The sequence below is a fragment of the Flavobacterium cerinum genome, assembly GCF_004028155.1.
GTDB classification, from domain to species: Bacteria; Bacteroidota; Bacteroidia; order Flavobacteriales; family Flavobacteriaceae; genus Flavobacterium; species Flavobacterium cerinum.
The window spans coordinates 143041-160722 of sequence record NZ_SBII01000004.1 but is presented as its reverse complement, the minus strand read 5'-3'; the positions used below and the strand labels follow the sequence as shown (position 1 = coordinate 160722).

General features: G+C 37.5%; 18 protein-coding genes and 1 other RNA gene. 8 read left to right on the top strand and 11 right to left on the bottom strand.

Annotated elements, in window-relative coordinates; genetic code table 11:
- Positions 1-26: 26 nt before the first annotated feature.
- Entirely contained in the window at positions 27-2510 is a 2484-nt protein-coding gene (locus tag EPI11_RS07675) for a TonB-dependent receptor (protein WP_241657595.1), read from the bottom strand.
- Positions 2494-4212, bottom strand: coding sequence for a M23 family metallopeptidase (locus EPI11_RS07670; protein ID WP_128389373.1), 1719 nt, complete (start codon positions 4210-4212; stop codon positions 2494-2496). The genes EPI11_RS07675 and EPI11_RS07670 overlap by 17 nt, the downstream gene beginning before the upstream one ends.
- Positions 4213-4390: 178 nt before the next feature.
- Here EPI11_RS07670 and EPI11_RS07665 point away from each other — a divergent pair, with 178 nt between their 5' ends.
- The 4 genes from EPI11_RS07665 (at position 4391) to rny (ending at position 6764) form a co-directional block, all read left to right on the top strand.
- On the top strand, positions 4391-4681 hold the full coding sequence (locus EPI11_RS07665; RefSeq protein WP_128389372.1) for a hypothetical protein: 291 nt from the start codon (positions 4391-4393) through the stop codon (positions 4679-4681).
- A 6-nt stretch (positions 4682-4687) separates the two neighbouring features.
- Positions 4688-4981 carry a cell division protein ZapA gene (locus tag EPI11_RS07660; RefSeq protein ID WP_128389371.1) on the top strand — a complete coding sequence of 98 codons (294 nt, stop codon included), beginning with the start codon at positions 4688-4690 and terminating at the stop codon, positions 4979-4981.
- A gap of 58 nt (positions 4982-5039) precedes the next feature.
- A non-coding RNA gene (ssrS, locus tag EPI11_RS07655) (6S RNA) lies at positions 5040-5145 on the top strand.
- Between the two features lie 56 nt (positions 5146-5201).
- Complete coding sequence (gene rny / locus EPI11_RS07650) at positions 5202-6764, top strand: ribonuclease Y (protein ID WP_128389370.1); 1563 nt, start codon at positions 5202-5204, stop codon at positions 6762-6764.
- A gap of 176 nt (positions 6765-6940) precedes the next feature.
- On the opposite strand, the gene EPI11_RS07645 is transcribed toward rny, so the two are convergent.
- Positions 6941-7186: a hypothetical protein gene (locus EPI11_RS07645; RefSeq protein ID WP_128389369.1), complete on the bottom strand. Its 246-nt coding sequence runs from the start codon at positions 7184-7186 to the stop codon at positions 6941-6943.
- A gap of 5 nt (positions 7187-7191) precedes the next feature.
- Between EPI11_RS07645 and EPI11_RS07640 the strand changes: the two genes are divergently transcribed.
- The gene (locus EPI11_RS07640) at positions 7192-7440 is read left to right on the top strand and encodes a hypothetical protein (RefSeq protein ID WP_128389368.1); all 249 of its coding nucleotides are present in this window, start codon (positions 7192-7194) and stop codon (positions 7438-7440) included.
- A gap of 86 nt (positions 7441-7526) precedes the next feature.
- Here the strand turns inward: EPI11_RS07640 and EPI11_RS07635 are convergent, their stop codons facing one another.
- From EPI11_RS07635 to EPI11_RS07620, 4 genes are all read right to left on the bottom strand, one after another.
- Complete coding sequence (locus EPI11_RS07635; protein ID WP_128389367.1) at positions 7527-7790, bottom strand: hypothetical protein; 264 nt, start codon at positions 7788-7790, stop codon at positions 7527-7529.
- Positions 7787-8041 carry a hypothetical protein gene (locus EPI11_RS07630; RefSeq protein WP_128389366.1) on the bottom strand — a complete coding sequence of 85 codons (255 nt, stop codon included), beginning with the start codon at positions 8039-8041 and terminating at the stop codon, positions 7787-7789. Before EPI11_RS07630 ends, EPI11_RS07635 begins: the two co-directional genes overlap by 4 nt.
- Positions 8028-8963 (bottom strand): IS1595 family transposase, encoded by a 936-nt coding sequence (locus tag EPI11_RS07625; protein WP_128389365.1) that lies wholly within the window; start codon positions 8961-8963, stop codon positions 8028-8030. Before EPI11_RS07625 ends, EPI11_RS07630 begins: the two co-directional genes overlap by 14 nt.
- A gap of 140 nt (positions 8964-9103) precedes the next feature.
- The gene (locus tag EPI11_RS07620) at positions 9104-9325 is read right to left on the bottom strand and encodes a helix-turn-helix domain-containing protein (protein WP_128389364.1); all 222 of its coding nucleotides are present in this window, start codon (positions 9323-9325) and stop codon (positions 9104-9106) included.
- Positions 9326-9414: 89 nt separating this feature from the next.
- Here EPI11_RS07620 and EPI11_RS07615 point away from each other — a divergent pair, with 89 nt between their 5' ends.
- Genes EPI11_RS07615 through EPI11_RS07605 form a run of 3 tightly spaced genes read left to right on the top strand, consistent with a single transcriptional unit; the run spans position 9415 to position 10369 of the window.
- Positions 9415-9897 (top strand): hypothetical protein, encoded by a 483-nt coding sequence (locus EPI11_RS07615; protein ID WP_128389363.1) that lies wholly within the window; start codon positions 9415-9417, stop codon positions 9895-9897.
- A gap of 10 nt (positions 9898-9907) precedes the next feature.
- Complete coding sequence (locus EPI11_RS07610) at positions 9908-10141, top strand: hypothetical protein (RefSeq protein WP_128389362.1); 234 nt, start codon at positions 9908-9910, stop codon at positions 10139-10141.
- A gap of 21 nt (positions 10142-10162) precedes the next feature.
- On the top strand, positions 10163-10369 hold the full coding sequence (locus EPI11_RS07605) for a hypothetical protein (RefSeq protein ID WP_128389361.1): 207 nt from the start codon (positions 10163-10165) through the stop codon (positions 10367-10369).
- Positions 10370-10978: 609 nt separating this feature from the next.
- Here the strand turns inward: EPI11_RS07605 and EPI11_RS07600 are convergent.
- The 4 genes from EPI11_RS07600 to EPI11_RS07585 all read right to left on the bottom strand — a co-directional run bounded on the left by EPI11_RS07600 (position 10979) and on the right by EPI11_RS07585 (position 17618).
- Positions 10979-12388, bottom strand: coding sequence for a TolC family protein (locus tag EPI11_RS07600; RefSeq protein ID WP_128389360.1), 1410 nt, complete (start codon positions 12386-12388; stop codon positions 10979-10981).
- A gap of 54 nt (positions 12389-12442) precedes the next feature.
- Positions 12443-15640 (bottom strand): efflux RND transporter permease subunit, encoded by a 3198-nt coding sequence (locus tag EPI11_RS07595; protein ID WP_128389359.1) that lies wholly within the window; start codon positions 15638-15640, stop codon positions 12443-12445.
- A gap of 32 nt (positions 15641-15672) precedes the next feature.
- Positions 15673-16806: an efflux RND transporter periplasmic adaptor subunit gene (locus tag EPI11_RS07590; protein WP_128389358.1), complete on the bottom strand. Its 1134-nt coding sequence runs from the start codon at positions 16804-16806 to the stop codon at positions 15673-15675.
- Positions 16807-17024: 218 nt separating this feature from the next.
- Positions 17025-17618, bottom strand: coding sequence for a TetR/AcrR family transcriptional regulator (locus EPI11_RS07585; protein ID WP_128389357.1), 594 nt, complete (start codon positions 17616-17618; stop codon positions 17025-17027).
- Positions 17619-17682: the final 64 nt, after the last annotated feature.

Sequence of the window (17682 nt, the reverse complement as noted above, 5' to 3'; positions counted from 1 at the left end):
CAAAATTAAGCAAAATGTTTCAATAATTAGATGCTTACATTAAGCTTAAGACTGAAAACACGGCTGGTTAGGTAATTAGGGATGCCATACTGACTTTTAGTATATACATCGCGGACCCATGTATTGGTTATGGAGTTTTGGTTATTAAACATATTGTATATCTCAAGACCTAGTGTAAGTTCTTTAAATACGGCTAGCCAATGCCCTTTAGGATAATCTTTTTTAGCATCGGTAAACACATAAGAGAAACCGGCATCTACACGACGGTAATCGTTAAGGCGGGACTGGTATTTATACGAATCTGCATAAGAAGGCGAACCACCCGGAAGACCTGTATTGTAAACCATATTAAGATAGGCTTTCAGGCTAGGGATATTAGGTACATAATCCTGAAAAAGGATACCAAATTTAAGTCGCTGGTCTGTAGGTCGGGCAATGTAGCCCCTATCGTTAATGTTTTCTTCTGTTTTAAGGTAACCAAAGGTTAACCATGATTCTGTCCCCGGAACAAATTCCCCATTTAAACGGAAATCTAACCCATAAGCATAGGCCACAGCATCATTATTAGCACGGTAACGCACACGAACGTTCTCTAGCGTGTAGGTATTAACATTATCCAGTTTTTTATAATATGCCTCCGAAACCAGTTTAAATGGCCTGTTCCAAAGCTTAAAGCTATAATCGTTACCTAAAACTATATGTATGGACTGCTGGGCTTTAACATTAGGCCTAACTCCACCTATAGAATCTCTCAACTCTCGGTAAAATGGCGGCTGGTGGTAAAAACCTCCCGAAAGGCGGAAAAGCATATCCTTATTCCAGCTTGGTTTTATTGTAAACTGTGCTCTTGGGCTAACTGTCATTTGACTGTCGCCATGCACATCTCCGGTTACCTGCCATTGGTGTGCCCTTACCCCTGCGTTAATCCAAACATCTGCCGTACCAAGTTTTGCTCTATGGTTCCATTGCACATACCCTGAAAATCGATTGATCTGTACAAAGTTTGTGGCTCTTATGCTTTGATAAGGAACCAATTCTCCTTTATAAGGATTGTATGGCTGATCGTTTCTAGGCAGATCGATAACCGGCGGGCGTAATGAAAACCCAGCAGAATCGATTACTTCCCATTCTAATAGACGGTCACGAATATCTTCACGGGTGTACTTTATACCCCACTCTAATCTGTCTTTTTTAATATTGTGATACCCTTTTACCTCTATATTCGCGATAAGCGCATCCAGATCGTTACGGGCATGGTTAAGCTGAGAACCTACAGCACGGGCAAACTTGATATCTCCAAAGGTTTCAGACCCAATGTTCGTGTCTACTTCTCCTAAGGCATATTGCGCCAGGATATCGAAATGTTCCTGCTCTTGTGTGTGATATAATGACCCAATTACTTTAAAAACAAAATTCTCTGATACTTTATAAGTCGACTTTAAGGCTCCGAAATAAGTTGTATACTCATCTTTTTCCCTTCCGTCATAAAATATTTGTAATGCGATAGGATCATCTATAGTACCAAAATTTGTTTGCCTGGTAAGTGGCTGATAATGGTATTTGTTTTGAGAAATATTTCCTAAAAAGCTTAGTTCCCAGTTAGATGTAGGCATAAAATTGATCATCGACTGGATATCAGTATACGTAGGTTTGAAGTTAGACTTCGTTTCCTGGCTGTTAACCAATAAGCTGTTATCTCTGTATCTCGCACCAATAATACCGCTCCACTTTTGGTTTTTAGAAGCGTTTTCTACGGTTACACTACCGCCAAGAAAACTTGCCTCGGCCTGTACTCCAAATTTTAAAGGCCTACGGTAGGTAATATCCAATACTGAAGATAATTTATCACCATATTTTGCCTGGAATCCACCGGAAGAAAACTCTACGTTCTCTACCATTGAGGTATTGGTAAAACTCAATCCCTCCTGCTGTCCTGAACGGATAAGAAATGGACGGTAGATCTCAATATCTTCAACATATACAAGGTTTTCGTCATAACTACCGCCTCGTACAGAATATTGGGTACTTAACTCATTATTGCTGTTGACCCCTCCAAGGAGCTTTAATATATTCTCAACACCAGCATTAGCTCCCGGTATCTTTCGAATTACTTCCGGAGAAATTTTTGTAATTCCCTGAACCCTTGTTCTTTTAGTATCTCCTTCAATAACCAATTCATTCATCACTTTAGCACTAGGCTGCAATACTACATTTATCTCGCCCTTGCCATTGTTACCAAGAGTTTGCGCTACAAATACCGTAGTAAAACTAATGTGTGAAAAGTATATGGTTACCTCCTTACCTGTTGGTACTTCGAGTTTATAGAATCCGGTTTTATCGGATGTTGTTTGGGATCTAACCCCGTCATTATCATAAAAAACGAGTACTCCTTCTGCCGGATGGCGGTTTTCGTCTATCAATACTCCAAATACAACGGGGGCACTTTGTGCAAATGCCGTAGCGCTGAGTAATATAAGAATGAGCGCAAAGAATTTATTTATTGTTTTCAACAGAGGCTGGGTTTTGTGTTCTGAAAAAATGCGTTTCAAAGGTAGTAGAATTTCCCACACTATCCGTAACCGTGACTTTTAAATCATTACGGCCTTCGGCAACGATACCGTCGCTAAAATTGTGGAATATATTTTTGGTTTTATAATCGTAATGCATAAGTATCCATTTTCCGTTTAACCAGGCATCTATCGTAGCAATTCCCGAAAGGTTATCGCTTATTTTCATACTAAACATCTGGTTTTTGGTAAGCCATTTGCCTTCTGCAAAACTTGGGCTATAAATTTTTGGTGCTATGGTATCCTGTGCGAGTTTAAAATTACCCAATGTTTTTACTTTGGCAGTTAGCCTGCCATCTTCTATAACACTGGAATTATAAGATATTTTTTTATCGGTAAACCCGGCAATAAACGTTTTTTTAAGTACTTCTTTAGAAAGATGGTTTACATTAAATGAAACCGAAACTGTAGTATGTACCGGTACTGTAGCATTGTGCAGGTAAAGAATCGAGTCTTTCACATCAAAATCCATATAGAAATCTTCGTAAAAAGCATTCGCAGGAATAAATACCGATACATTATTCTTTGTATAATTATGATCGTTACCCGCTTTAACGAAGTAAGGTGTTATTCTTTTTGGGTTGGCAACTGCTGCCGGCTTATCTGAATATTCAATACTGCCGTTGATTATACTCTTGTTACCATGAAAATCGGTCACTTCTATCCTGTAGTTCTTAACCTCTCCAGGTGTTATATCCAACTGTCCATTTGACGTATTGTTTTTTACCAATGACAAACTATAAGGCGTTTTTACGAATAACTTCTGGAAACGCTGCCCCGTATTGTAAAAACGGGTATAGTCAATAAAATTATTAATGAAACGTGACTCGTTAAACGCAAAGGTGCTAAATATAAAATTAAAGCCCGGACTGCCGTTATAAAAAGTTTCGATCTTATAGATACCGTTACTGCCTACACTTCCTGTAGATTTATCTGACGTGCTGATTGAAAAGCCTATTTTACCTCTTGCTGCTATTTTATCGGCAAGATAAGTACCATCACCCTGAAGCTTCAAACCTACAAGCATTGGCTTAGCCGATTCATTCGTTACAGCATCATCGCTAACAGGATAAACCATTAATCCGGAGATAGTAGGTGCTTTTGTATCCTGCATTTTTTTATCAAGACCAAAAAGCAGCGGATTAATCACCCATTCTGTTTTAGTATCGCGGTATTCAAAATGTAAGTGAGGCCCTCCCGAACCACCGGAATTACCCGAAGATCCTATAAGTTCACCCTTAGTTATCTTTATTTCACCGGCTGGTGGAAAAATTTCGATGTCAAATGTTTTCTTTTCGTATTGCTTCGCTCTTACATACGCATCAATTCTTGGCGAATATTTTTGCAAATGTGCATATAATGTGGTGTATCCGTTAGGGTGGTCTATATACAAAGCCGTACCATAACCATAGCTGGAAACCCTAATACGCGAAACATAGCCGTCGGCAGCGGCAAATACCGGCAGTCCCTCCTTCTGTTCTGTACGGAAATCAAGCCCTGAATGAAAATGATTAGTACGTAATTCACCAAAAGTACCCGACGGATGTATGGGAATATCCATTGGGGAGCGGAAGTAATCCTGCGGATAAGGCTGCTGCGCAAACAGTGCCGTTGTAAACAAAAAGAATAAAACAAACAATCTCATAAGGCTAAAATATAAAAAACCACGAAAAAAACAGCAGGGTTTCGCCTAAACTTATAACTGTTTACATCCCAATTTATTACAGTAAAAACTAAAAAACTGTAATATTTTTTAGTTAAACTATTGTTTCTAATTAAAGTAATACTAACTTTGTAAAATCATGTAATGAAAGTTGACTGTTATGAGCGGATTATCCGAAATAGTTGATTCTCTTGAGATTAAACTCGAAAAGCTTGCCCAGAAAGTGGAAAAGCTTCAAAAGCAAAATCAAGAGCTGGAAAACGAGGTTTCCCGGTCAGGTTCAGCCTTCAACAGGCAATCTGAAGAAATTGTTCTGCTTAAACAGCAAAATGAGTCTTTAAGAATGGCCAATTCATTACTAGGCAGCGACGAAAACAAAAGAGAGACGAAACTCAAAATAAATTCATTGATACGCGAAATTGATTATTGCATAGCACAACTTTCTGATTAGAAGGAAATGGATGAAAAGCTGAAAATAAAGATATCAATTGCAGATCGGGTATACCCTTTAACGGTAGATCCATCTCAGGAAGAAGGACTTAGAAGTGCTTCTAAAAAAATTGATGCCATGATGCGGCAGTTCGAAGAAAACTATGCAGTACGCGATAAACAGGATGTTCTGGCCATGTGTGCATTACAATTTGCATCGCAGGTAGAACAGAAACAGATAGATAAATCTACCGACCTGGAAGACGCCTTTGAAAGGCTTCGTAAAATGGATGAAAAAGCGAGCGAAATTCTCTCAAAATAATAAAATACGTTCTTTACATACGTCAATAATACTGCCTACATTAGTACATATTTGATAAACTCAACACTAACATTTTAAAATGGGTAAATCGCCGCTTCTATAGCATGCTGCCTCGAGCAGATCCTTGAACAGCGGGTTAGCCCAAAACTTGTCTAAACGAGTTTATACAATTCTTTCTGATGTAGGCTTTTTTTATATATTTCATACACCAAACTAACTTATGGACATTACATTAATAATAATTATCGGAATCGTAGGAATAGCAGCCGGATTTGGTATCGCAAAATTCCTCGAGAAGAAAAACGTATCTGCCCTTATTAGAAACGCTAAGAAAGAAGCAGCATCAATTTTAAAAACCGCTCAAATAGAGGGAGAATCAATAAAAAAAGACAAATTACTACAGGCTAAAGAAAAATTTTTAGAGCTTAAAACAGAACACGAACAGGTAATATTAGGTAAGGATAAAAAAATTGCTGAAGCAGAGAAAAGAACCCGTGATAAAGAATCGCAGGTATCTAATGAATTGGCTAAAGTAAAGAAAGTAAATGACGAGGCTGAAGCTAAAATTTTAGACTATAGCAACCGTGTTGACTACCTTGACAAAAAACAACAGGAAATAGACAAGCTTCACAAAAGCCAGGTAGACCAGCTTGAGCTTATCTCAGGCCTTTCTGCAGATGAAGCTAAGAACCAACTTATAGAGAGCCTTAAAGCAGAGGCTAAAACAAGTGCTATGTCTCACATTCAGGAAACGATTGAAGAGGCAAAACTTACAGCACAACAGGAAGCTAAAAAAATCATCATCAGCACAATTCAGCGTGTCGGTACAGAAGAAGCGGTAGAAAACTGCGTATCTGTATTCAATATTGAATCGGACGATGTAAAAGGACGTATCATTGGACGTGAGGGTAGAAATATCCGTGCACTTGAAGCTGCAACGGGTGTTGAGATCATTGTAGATGATACCCCGGAAGCGATTATCCTTTCTTGTTTTGACCCTGTAAGAAGAGAAATTGCTCGTCTTGCTCTACACAAACTTGTTACTGACGGTAGGATCCACCCTGCGCGTATTGAAGAAGTTGTTGCTAAAACGGCAAAACAAATTGAAGACGAAATTATTGAAGTTGGTAAGCGTACTGTGATCGACCTTGGTGTTCACGGACTTCACCCTGAACTTATCAAAATCGTGGGAAGAATGAAATACCGTTCTTCTTACGGACAGAATTTGCTACAACACTCGCGTGAAGTATCTAAACTTTGCGGTATTATGGCTGCTGAGCTTGGACTTAACGTTAAGCTTGCTAAAAGAGCTGGTTTACTTCACGATATCGGTAAAGTGCCGGATGCAGAAAGTGATCTTCCACACGCTTTACTTGGTATGCAGTGGGCTGAAAAATATGGTGAAAAAGAAGAGGTTTGCAACGCAATTGGTGCTCACCACGACGAGATCGAAATGAAATCACTGCTATCGCCTATCGTTCAGGTATGTGATGCTATATCTGGTGCAAGACCGGGTGCAAGAAGACAGGTTCTTGATTCTTATATCCAACGTCTTAAAGACCTTGAAGATATTGCTTACGGATTCCCGGGTGTTAAAAGTGCTTATGCGATCCAGGCAGGTAGAGAGCTTCGTGTAATCGTTGAAAGTGAAAAAGTAACTGACGATGCAGCGGCTAACCTATCTTTTGAGATATCACACAAAATTCAAACCGAAATGACTTATCCTGGTCAGGTAAAAATTACCGTTATCAGAGAAACAAGAGCGGTTAATATTGCGAAATAAAGTCGCTGAGGGGCTTAGGCTCTAAGGTACTAAGAATACAAAAAACTCCGAAAGAAAATCTTTCGGAGTTTTTTTATGGCGTAAATTGATTCGTTTATTAATCACCACACCCTGCTGGCACCCCTCCAAAGGGTAACTATATATTAGTTTACACCAAGTTATGGTAGTATATTTAATTACATAAGATTTTCAAAATTAAATTTTCCTAACTGAATTGCAATCTTATTTTCTCTGTATTCTTTAATTTTTAAGTTATCTACGATTTCTATTAATTTTTTTAAATTACCATATGTGTCAACTTCTTTTGCGGAAATTTCTATTATATGTAATTTGATTTTTTCATCTGTCCATGATTCATATGTAGGATTATACTCTGAGCAGATATTTTTTCTATCTTCGTAAGGAATGATTTTTATTTCCATAAATTATGAATGAAGTTAATAGTTATAAAAAGTTAAGAGGACGGGTTATCACTGTAACGTGTGTAATATTAACAAAGACTGGTGATAGATATACAGAATATATTCAAGGTGTTTTACATTCTGTGGATGATATGGGGATTGAGATAAATCAATATCTATCCTTATTCGATTATTTAGATGGTGCAAATCCTCCAAGTAAGATAAGAAGATTTGGATTTAGAGATATTACTTTTTTAGGTAACTTACCAGCTTAGTCAATAATAAAAAAGCCCTACAATATGTAGAGCCTTGAGGTTATGTGTTTAATAAAACCTGTAAATAATTCAAAAATTGAAAGGTTTTATTTTTTGCTTTCTATTGTGGCTAAAAAGCCAGTAACAGCATAAGAAAACTGAGAAATGTCTTTTAAGTCGCTTACATTCCCTTTTTCGTTAAATAGCTCTAAGAGTTCATTATTGTACTTGACTTTATAATAAGCTTCACTCATTATCTGCGTTGCTTTTTGTTTATCACTTGCTAAATAGTAATCATCACAAAGATTGTCTATTTGATTTTTGAAATAGTAAAACTCATCATAAACCGATTGCCACTCTTCTTTTGTCATTGTTTATTTTTTGGATTGAAGTTTAATCCTTTTATAATGTTTTTGTCAAATTCTGACAACTGTTTGTTATCTTCTTTTGCGGCGATTATAGCCTCAAATGTGGCGCACTTGGTAGTCTTTCCTTTAATCGGCAGTTCTATTGACTGTATACCTCTTAAATCAAGTTCTATCTCTTCTATTGCATAGTAAGTAGAACCGTCAAACTCTACTTGGGTAATGTTTTTAAAGTCTTCTTCTTTAATCCTCGCCATTCTTTATTAAGTCTTTATATTTTAGTCTTGCATCAGAGTTTAAAATTAGCAAATTAAATCTTTCATGTGTAGTTAATTTTCTATAGTTGTAGTGCATAGTCATATAATCAACATACTTTTGAAGGTGCTTTGCCGATACAGAATGATGTATACCATCTATATTCCTTTTTAATAAACTCCAGAAACCCTCTAATGTATTGGTATGAAATATACCATTTACATACTGGTCTTTATTGTGATACACTATTTGATGATCATTAAAGTTTTTGTCTATTCCTTTATATGCTCCGTGGCCATCTGTAATAACCGTTGCTGTTTCTTTTATTTGCTCAAATAATATTGGTCTTATTGTTTTAGCGTGAGATTTATCTATTACTATTCCTTTTACATTCCCACCACGCTCTAACATACCTAATACAGGTTTTTTATCATTGTAGCCAGTTGTAAAACCATCCTTATGTAACTTTTTACGCGCCGAAACACTTCTGTTTTTATTCTCTCCGCCGACATACGTCTCATCTATTTCTACATAGTTATCCATTTGACTGTCGTCTAAGCCAAAACAGTTTCTAATCCTCTGTAACATAAACCAAGCAGATTTTTGAGTAATGTTTAGATCTCTGCCTAACTGTAAACTACTCATTCCTTTTTTATGAGAAGTACATAGCCATATAGCTATCATCCACTTTTGGAGCTCTATCTTACTATTATCAAAAATAGTCTTGGTGCGAACATTAAAATATTTACCTGTGTTCTTGCATTTAAAACGATTGTTTTTGCACTCATATACTTTTGAAGTAGGATCAAATGGAGATATTACAGTATTGCCCCAGCGAGCTTCTTCAAGATATTCTATGCAAGCCTGTTCATCAGGAAAAGCATTGATTACATCTAAAACAGAGGTGAAAGATCTATTAAACATAATACGGAGATTTTGTCTCATAAATATACGATTAAATTACACCATTTAAAAATTTTAGTGTAATAATCTTCTATATTTTTTACCTCTTCTTACAAATGTAGTTTGTCTTTTCTAATTAGACAAATCCATAAATTCACCTGTTAGAACTCTATTAAATCTCTAACTTTTACACCTAATGCCTGAGCGATTTTAATTAGAGTTCTCATTGTAGTGTTTATCTCTGCTCTTTCTATTCTGCCGATTTGAGATTTAGGAATATTACAATCATTGGCTAAATCCTCCTGAGAAAAGTTCTTACTTTCCCTGAATTCCTTAACCTTTTGACCTAAGCTAATTAAAAATTTATCCTCTGCAATATCCATATTCCAAAGGTCAAAACAATTCTTTTTTAGCTTGGACGCATATATGCGTTCGAATTACTATATTTGAACAAACCAAAAACCTTATTAGCATGAAAAATTTCTTACTTTTATGTGGCTTATTGCTGTATAGTGTGAGTTTTGCTCAAACATTGACAGAAAAATGGAATAGCTATAACAAACAATATGAATACTTTAATTCCAACAATCAAATGATCGGATATAAGAAGTATGACAGTTATACAAAATCATGGTTGTATTATGATGTAAAGCCACAAGTTTATGAACCAAAGAGTAATATAAACCTTGAATTAACTCAACAGGTTTTAGCATCTAAACAGCAACGATACAACTATAACAAAAGCTTAGTACAAAATGCAGTGAATGAAATGTACAAGGTAATTGATGAAACAGAGTCAAGCCAGGAGTCTGCTAAAGCGATTAAATCAATACTGAATAGAGACTATATTTCAAAACTAAACTCAATGCAAATAGATTTCTCAAATGATGTTACCACTGACAATATTGTATCATGGCTTTGGGACGGATTTAAAAAAGTATTAGAAATAGAATAACCATCACATTATGAGTATAATATTCAGCATTATTGGATTTACTATCTTAGGCGCATTTATAAGAGCAATATTTAAAGATAAATCAATTAGAGATAAACCAAAAGATACATCAGAATGGGTAGTACAACTGATATTTTGTCTTATTGTAGGAGCAATAGTTTGGGCATTTATTCCTAAAAATTGTGGCGGACATAAAAATGAAGATTATGATCCTTTTGAACATCGAAAACTTAGTAGAGATTAAACCTTAAAACCAATTATAATTATGAGTAAGCCATTATTTTTTGAACACGAAAACGTTTTTTACAATTTCAATCATATTGTGAAATTTGAAACACATGGAGTAGAACATATCATTACTTTATCAAATGGCGATACAGTTTCGATAAATACAGGACACCTAAAATTTGAAGAATTTATCCACGTAGCTAATCCATCTTACGGTGGTAATTACAAAGCTCCAAGTAAGTAGAGCATCTATTCAGGATTGATTTAGCATCTATTATGCTCATACCCTCTAATTGAGAGAGTATACTATTGATTATATTTTCTCTTTCCATATTCTAGTAAGTTAATAAAACCCTTTCATTATTTTCGAGAGGGTTTTTTGTTATTGTTTTTTAATCTGTTTTTTCAGTGTAAACTAATATATAGTTACCCTCCAAAGGAGGAAGAATATACGCAATCAATATTGATTCTCTAGGGGAAAAGAGTTGGATTGCTAGTTCTTTTGCTAACAAAATGGATTCTCGCAACATATAATCATATATCATTATGTAGTTATCGCGTAGCGATTTAATTTTGGTCGTAATAACATCCAAAATCTCTCTATTTCCCGTAGGGAATTAATCTATTTTCTTTTGTTTCAAGACAAAAGAAATAAAAATTCAAAGCTGAACTTTTTAGGCTATAAAGTTTAAAGCCTTGAGCTTCCTCAAACTTGATGCACCCATTAATTTGAACCACCCCACCCTACGGGTACCGTCTACATGCTTATCTTTTCAATTTATATTATCATATAATAACAAACCCCTCTCCTGATAAACAGATGAGGGGTTTCCACTTAAAACAATAACACCATTTATCTCCAGCCTCCGCCAAGTGACCTGTATAACTGGGCCACAGCGTTAAGCTGGTCTCTTTTTAATGCTGCCAGATCCAGTTCGCTTTGCAGCACATTACTTTGTGCTGTAATCACTTCCAGATAGTTGGCCATGCCGCTTTTAAACAGCATGTCAGCATTGGTTGTTGCTTTTTGCAGGTTGGCCACTCTTTCCGCCGCTAACTCCTGCTCTTGTTTAAGCTTATCTACTTTTACTAATGCATCGGATACTTCTCCTACCGCTATCAGTACCGACTGCCTAAAGGCAATTACTGCTTTTTCACGCTCTACTTTTGCTATTTCATATTGCGTTCTTAATTGTCTTCTTTGTAATAATGGCTGCGTAAGGCTTCCTGCTACCGTTCCAAATAATGATGCCGGCATATTAAACCAATTGTTCAATTTAAAAGAGTTCAGTCCGCCTGCTGCTGTAATATTAAGTGCTGGATACATAAATGCTTTTGCCACACCTACTTTTGCATTGGCAGCTGCCAGATCATATTCGAATGACTTAACATCGGGTCTGTGGCTTAATATCGCTGCAGGCACTCCCGCTGAAAGATTTGTATGTAATGTAGTCAGGTCTAAAGTTGTATTACGTACAATCTCTGATGGAAGTGCTCCTGTAAGAATGCTAAGTGCATTCTCCTGAAGTATAACTTCTTTTTCGAGCATTGGTACAATCTGTGCTGCTCTAAGGCGTTGTGCCTCGGTTTGCTGAACGGCAAGCGAAGTTACCTGTCCTGCATCAAACTGCATCTTAACGATCCTTGATGTGTTTTCGTTTAAAGCAAGGTTCTTTTTGGCAATAGCCAATTGCGCATCCAGCATTAATAAGCTGTAATACCCTTGCGCTACACCTGCCACAAGATTGGTCTGGATGGCTTTTCTTGCTTCTTCAGTCTTTAAGTACTGCGCCAAGGCCTCTTTCTTCCTGTTGCTTATTTTTCCCCAGATATCTGCTTCCCATGAAAGTGAAAGATTGGCATTGTAATCTTCAACATGACTGGTCTTTAAAAAGTTTTTGGCACTTATTCCATTCAAGCTGTTCTCTGCAGGAATGGTTGTATTTGCACTAACATTCAAGCCAACCTGCGGTACATTGCCCCATTTTGTCTGACGTAACTGCAAACCGGCAGCCTCAATGTTTTTAAGTGCCGTCTGCATATCATAATTATTGGTAATTGCTTTACCTATTAGCTCCTGTAAATTAGCATCCGGGAAAAACTGTTTCCACTCCAAATCGGCAATTGTAGCCGTATCTGCCGATGTTACATTCCTGAATGCTTCGGGAAGCTCGGGCTTAGGTGTTTCTATATCCCTGGACACTTTACAGCCTGTAAGTATCAGGAATGCTGCAAAGAGGAGATAAATATTATATTTTTTCATTGTTATATGGTGGTATCTTTTAAGTTTTCCCCTCCGTAGAGGGGAAGTCTTTATTTATTTTACTAAGTCTAACTCTTCTTTAAGATGTTCTACAGCATCGGCAGCTTCAGCTTTAAGTGGCTTCCCAGAAACTTTTTCCTGAAGGTACTGAAACACGATAAACAATACCGGAATTATGAATAATCCAAGTATAACTCCTGTTACCATCCCTCCTGCTGCACCAATACTAATAGAGTGGTTACCTTGAGCTGATGGCCCAACAGCACCCATCATTGGGATCAATCCTACTATAAAGGCGAGCGATGTCATGATGATAGGTCGAAGCCTTAGTTTAGCTGCTTCCAGCGCTGCAGACAGTAATGATTTACCTGCACGGCGTCGCTGGACGGCAAACTCTACAATAAGAATAGCATTTTTAGCGAGCAGTCCTATAAGCATTACCAGTGCTACCTGTACATAAATGTTGTTTGATATTCCTGTAAGACCGATGGCGGCAAAAACCCCAAAGACCCCTGTAGGTATTGATAATATTACCGCTAATGGAAGGATATAACTTTCATACTGCGCTGCAAGCAGGAAGTATATGAACAATAAACTAAGCATAAACACTACAGTAGACTGTCCTCCTGAAATGATCTCTTCTCTTGTCATACCGGAGAACTCATAAGAATACCCTTGCGGAAGGTGTTTTGCTGCTACTTCTTCAACCGCTTTAATTGCTGCACCTGTACTATAACCCGGTTTAGGAATAGCATTTACTCCCATTGAGTTGAACAGGTTGTATCGGGAAGCATTTTCCGGTCCGTAAACCCTTTGCAGCTTAACCAATGTACTAACAGGAACCATTCCACCTGTTTTATTCCTAACGAATACTCCGCCTAATGATTCGGCTGTAGAACGGTCGTTTTTATCTGCCTGAACTATTACTCGATAGTATTTACCAAATCGGTTAAAGTCGGACACCTGTGCACTACCATAATACGACTGTACTGTTGACATCAGCTCACGTACACTAACGCCTAGCTGTTCTGCTTTAACATCATCTACTTCCATTTCATATTGTGGGTAATCTGCCCTAAACGGTGTAAATGCAACGGCAATTTCAGGACGTTTCATCAGCTCCATAATAAAGTTATTACCGATACCACTGAATTTATCCAACTCGCCTCCTGTACGATCCTGTAACACAAAATCAAGTCCGTCAATATTACTGAAACCCGGTACGGTTGGGAAGGTAAACACGAAGAAGTTAGCTCCTTTTACAGCCGAAAGCTTTTGTCGCACATCGTTCATAATTTCATCGATGTTCCTTACTTTTCCTCGTTCCTTGTCTTCTTTAAGCAGTACGAAAGCTACTCCAAACGAAGGGCTCGACGATTGCGTAAGCATATTGAAACCTGCCAGTATATTTAGAGTACGCGTATATTCGGCCGGCCCTAAGATCTTTTCAACTTCGGCTAATGCCTGAGTTGTGCGTTCCAGCGATGTACCTGCTGGTAATGAAGTCGAAATTGCAATAAAGCCTTGATCTTCCGACGGAATAAATCCGGTTGGCGTTGTTTTTACCATCCATACGGTTGCTAAAATAACAACTGCCAGTCCACCAAAACTCACCCATTTGTAACGTATCAGGAAACGAAGGCTGCCAATATAACGGTTGGTTATATTATTAAAGCCAACATTGAATCCTGCAAAAAATTTGTCTTTAAAGTTTTTCTTAGGAGCTTCTGTACCATCTGCATGAGTATGAGCATCATGTCCTTTAAGGAACAATGCTGCTAATGCAGGGCTCAGCGTTAAAGCATTTACCGCCGAAATAACAATTGCTATTGCTAACGTTAAGGCAAACTGCCTGTAGAATACCCCGGTTGAACCATCCATAAAGCCTACCGGTAAAAATACCGCCGACATTACCAATGTAATCGAGATAATTGCTCCTGTAATTTCGTTCATTGCCGATGTAGTTGCCTGTTTAGGCTGATACCCCCGTTCCAACTTGGAATGGACGGCCTCGACGACGACAATAGCATCATCGACCACAATACCAATTGCGAGTACTAAAGCAAACAGGGTTAGCATATTGATCGAGAAACCAAAAAGCGACATGAAAAAGAAAGTACCTAATATCGCTACCGGAACTGCAATAGCAGGAATAAGTGTTGACCTAAAATCCTGAAGGAAAATATACACTACTACAAATACAAGTAAAAAGGCCTCTATAAGTGTGTGCTGTACCTGCTCGATAGAAGCATCAAGCATTCTTTTAGTGTTGTAAAGCGTTAGGTATTTTACATCTTTAGGAAAATCTTTAGACGCTTTTTCCATTAACGCTGCAATAGTTACCTGTATGTCATTAGCATTAGAGCCAGGAAGCTGCATAACCGCTATGTTAACACCCGCCTTACCGTCTACCCTGGTAAAGTTACCATAGGTATAGGCACCAAATTCTACTCGTGCAACATCTTTTAGACGAAGTATAGAACCGTCAGGATTGGTACGTATAATGATATTTTCATAATCCGTTGGCTTATTAAGCTTTCCTTTATATTTAATAACATATTCGAAAGACTCTTTACTGCTTTCACCAAATTTACCCGGTGCAGCCTCTAAGTTTTTATCCTGAATAGCAGCAGTTACTTCTTTTGGCGTAATATTATAGGTTGCCATTTGCGAAGGTTTTAACCATACCCTCATCGAGTAATCTTTACTACCTCCAAATATCATGGACTGACCAACACCTGGAATCCTTTTAATATCCGGAATAATGTTTATCTGGGCATAATTAGCCAGGAAAGTCTGATCGTAAGCCGATTCATTTTCAGTATACATGGATAATACCATGATAAGGCTATTTTGCTGTTTGGCTGTGGTTACACCTGCCTGTATAACTTCTGAAGGCAGCTGGCTCGTAGCCTGAGATACCCTGTTCTGAACATTTACAGCCGCCTGATCGGGATCTGTACCCAACTTAAAGTAAACTGTAATTACAAGTGAACCATCATTACTGGCAGTAGAGCTCATATAACTCATATTCTCTACACCATTTATGGATTCTTCTAATGATGGTGCTACCGATCTAAGTACGGTCTCGGCATTTGCTCCAGGGTAGAGTGCTGTAACCTGTACTGCCGGAGGGGCAATGTCTGGAAACTGCTGCAATGGTAAATTTGTAAGTCCAAGAACCCCTAAAATTACCAATAGGATGGATATGACCGTAGCCAAAACCGGCCGGTCTATAAATTTTTTAAACATGGTTTGTTTTTACTTAAGTGATTAGTATGTAATTATTTAGAAGCAATTTCACCCGCCATTTTTTCCGGAACGATAACCGTACCATCCTGAAGGGTTTCGAAGCCTTTAAACACAATTCTGTCGCCAGCTTTAAGTCCGTCTTTTACCAAATAATTGGTACCGCTTTTACCTAGAATGGTGACAGGTATTTTATTCACCTTATTGTCTTTACTAACGGCATATACAAATATTTTATCCTGTACCTCTGCTGTAGCAGATTGCGGTATAAGTATAGCATTGTTATAGGTTATCCCAAGGCGAATCCTTCCTGTATTACCGGAACGCAATAAGCCTTTTGCATTAGGGAAACTTGCTCTAAGTGTTATTGCTCCGGTAGTTTTATCAAATTGACCGTCTACCATATCAATTTTTCCTTTTTGCTCGTACTCCGAATTATCTGCCAGGACTAATGCCACCGGAGGAAGATTCTTAAGTTTATCATTTAGCGAATTACCTGCATACTTTTCTTTAAATGCAATGAAATCAGACTCCCCAATTGAAAAATACGCATGTACCTCGGCTATATCAGACAATAATGTAAGTGGGATTGGATCGGCAGCAGAAACAAGGCTTCCCTGTTTTTTAGGCAGTCTTGTAATGTAACCGTCTACAGGAGCAGTAATAAGTGTGTAGCCTACATTTATTCTTGCCGATGCAACAGCAGCTTCGGCTTGTTTTCTATTTGCTTCAGCAATTTTTAAAGAAGCTTTAGCGCTTTTTAATTGGTAATCAGATATTACCTTGCCTTCTACAAGAGGTGTCATTTTCTCTACCTCTAATTTCGCATTGATAACAGCAGCTTCGGCAGCATTTGCAGCTCCTTGTGCATTGTTTAGCAGTTCGCGGTAACGGTTTTCGTTAATTTTAAATAAAGGCTGTCCGGCCTTTACAAACGATCCTTCGTCTACATATACCTTATCCAGGTAACCATCTACCTGTGGGCGGATCTCTACGTTTACCCTGCCTTCTACCGCTACAGGATATTCCTGATATGTAACGGCTTCCCCAGATCCTATTGCAAATACAGGAAGTGCAATAGCCTGAGCCGCTGGTGCAGGAGCATTATTTCCTGAACATGCAGAAAGAAGAAGGCTTGCAGCTATGAGTATAAAAACTATTCGTTTCATAATGGTATTAAATTATTTAATGGTGTTAAGTGTAAGTTCAAAAAAATTATCGATTTTACGATGTTGTTTGGTTATGCCTAATAAATCATTTAACAGTGTTAAGCGATTGTGCAAAAAAATAGTTTAGTTAATTGTTCTCATGATTTCTAAGGGCATTAAATTATTTAATGATGTTAAATATTGGATGTGAAAATTGTTATTCTTTGTTAGTTTTTAATTTATTCTTTTAGATAACGGATAATTCCGCTGATAGCATCTTTAAGAATTTGTTTATTGATCTGATCTGATAAGCCGTTACCCACTATATTGATTGATATTAAACCATGTATTACTGAGAAAAACGTAAAATATTTTTGTTTAATGACCTCTGGGATTGGATTTTTATCTTTCATTATCTCTCCAATCACATTCGTTATAAGGACATAAGGGGCATCAGTATCTGTATTTCGTTGTGCACAGCATGTCATTTCTACCCCATACATTAACTGGTACATTTCTTTATTTTCAAGGGCAAAATTCCAGTAGGCCAGCCACATGTTCTCTAATTGCTCTGCCGGATCATTTGATATTTGCTTTGCCGTTTCCAGGTCTTTTGTCAGTATCCTAAAGCCTTTACAGGTTAGTTCCTGCAAAATCGCCTCTTTATTTGCAAAATATTCATAAATAATCGGGGCAGTATATTCAATTTTATCAGCAATCTTTCTCATGCTCAGGCCTTGCCATCCTTCATCCTTAACTATCTCTCTTGCAGCCTTTAATATATTAGAACGGGTTTCTTCCTTCTGTCTTGATATTCTCTCTTTACTTCCCATTTTTTACAGCTTTTAAATTACTTAACAGCGTTAAGCAAAGGTAATACGTTATAGTTTACAATTA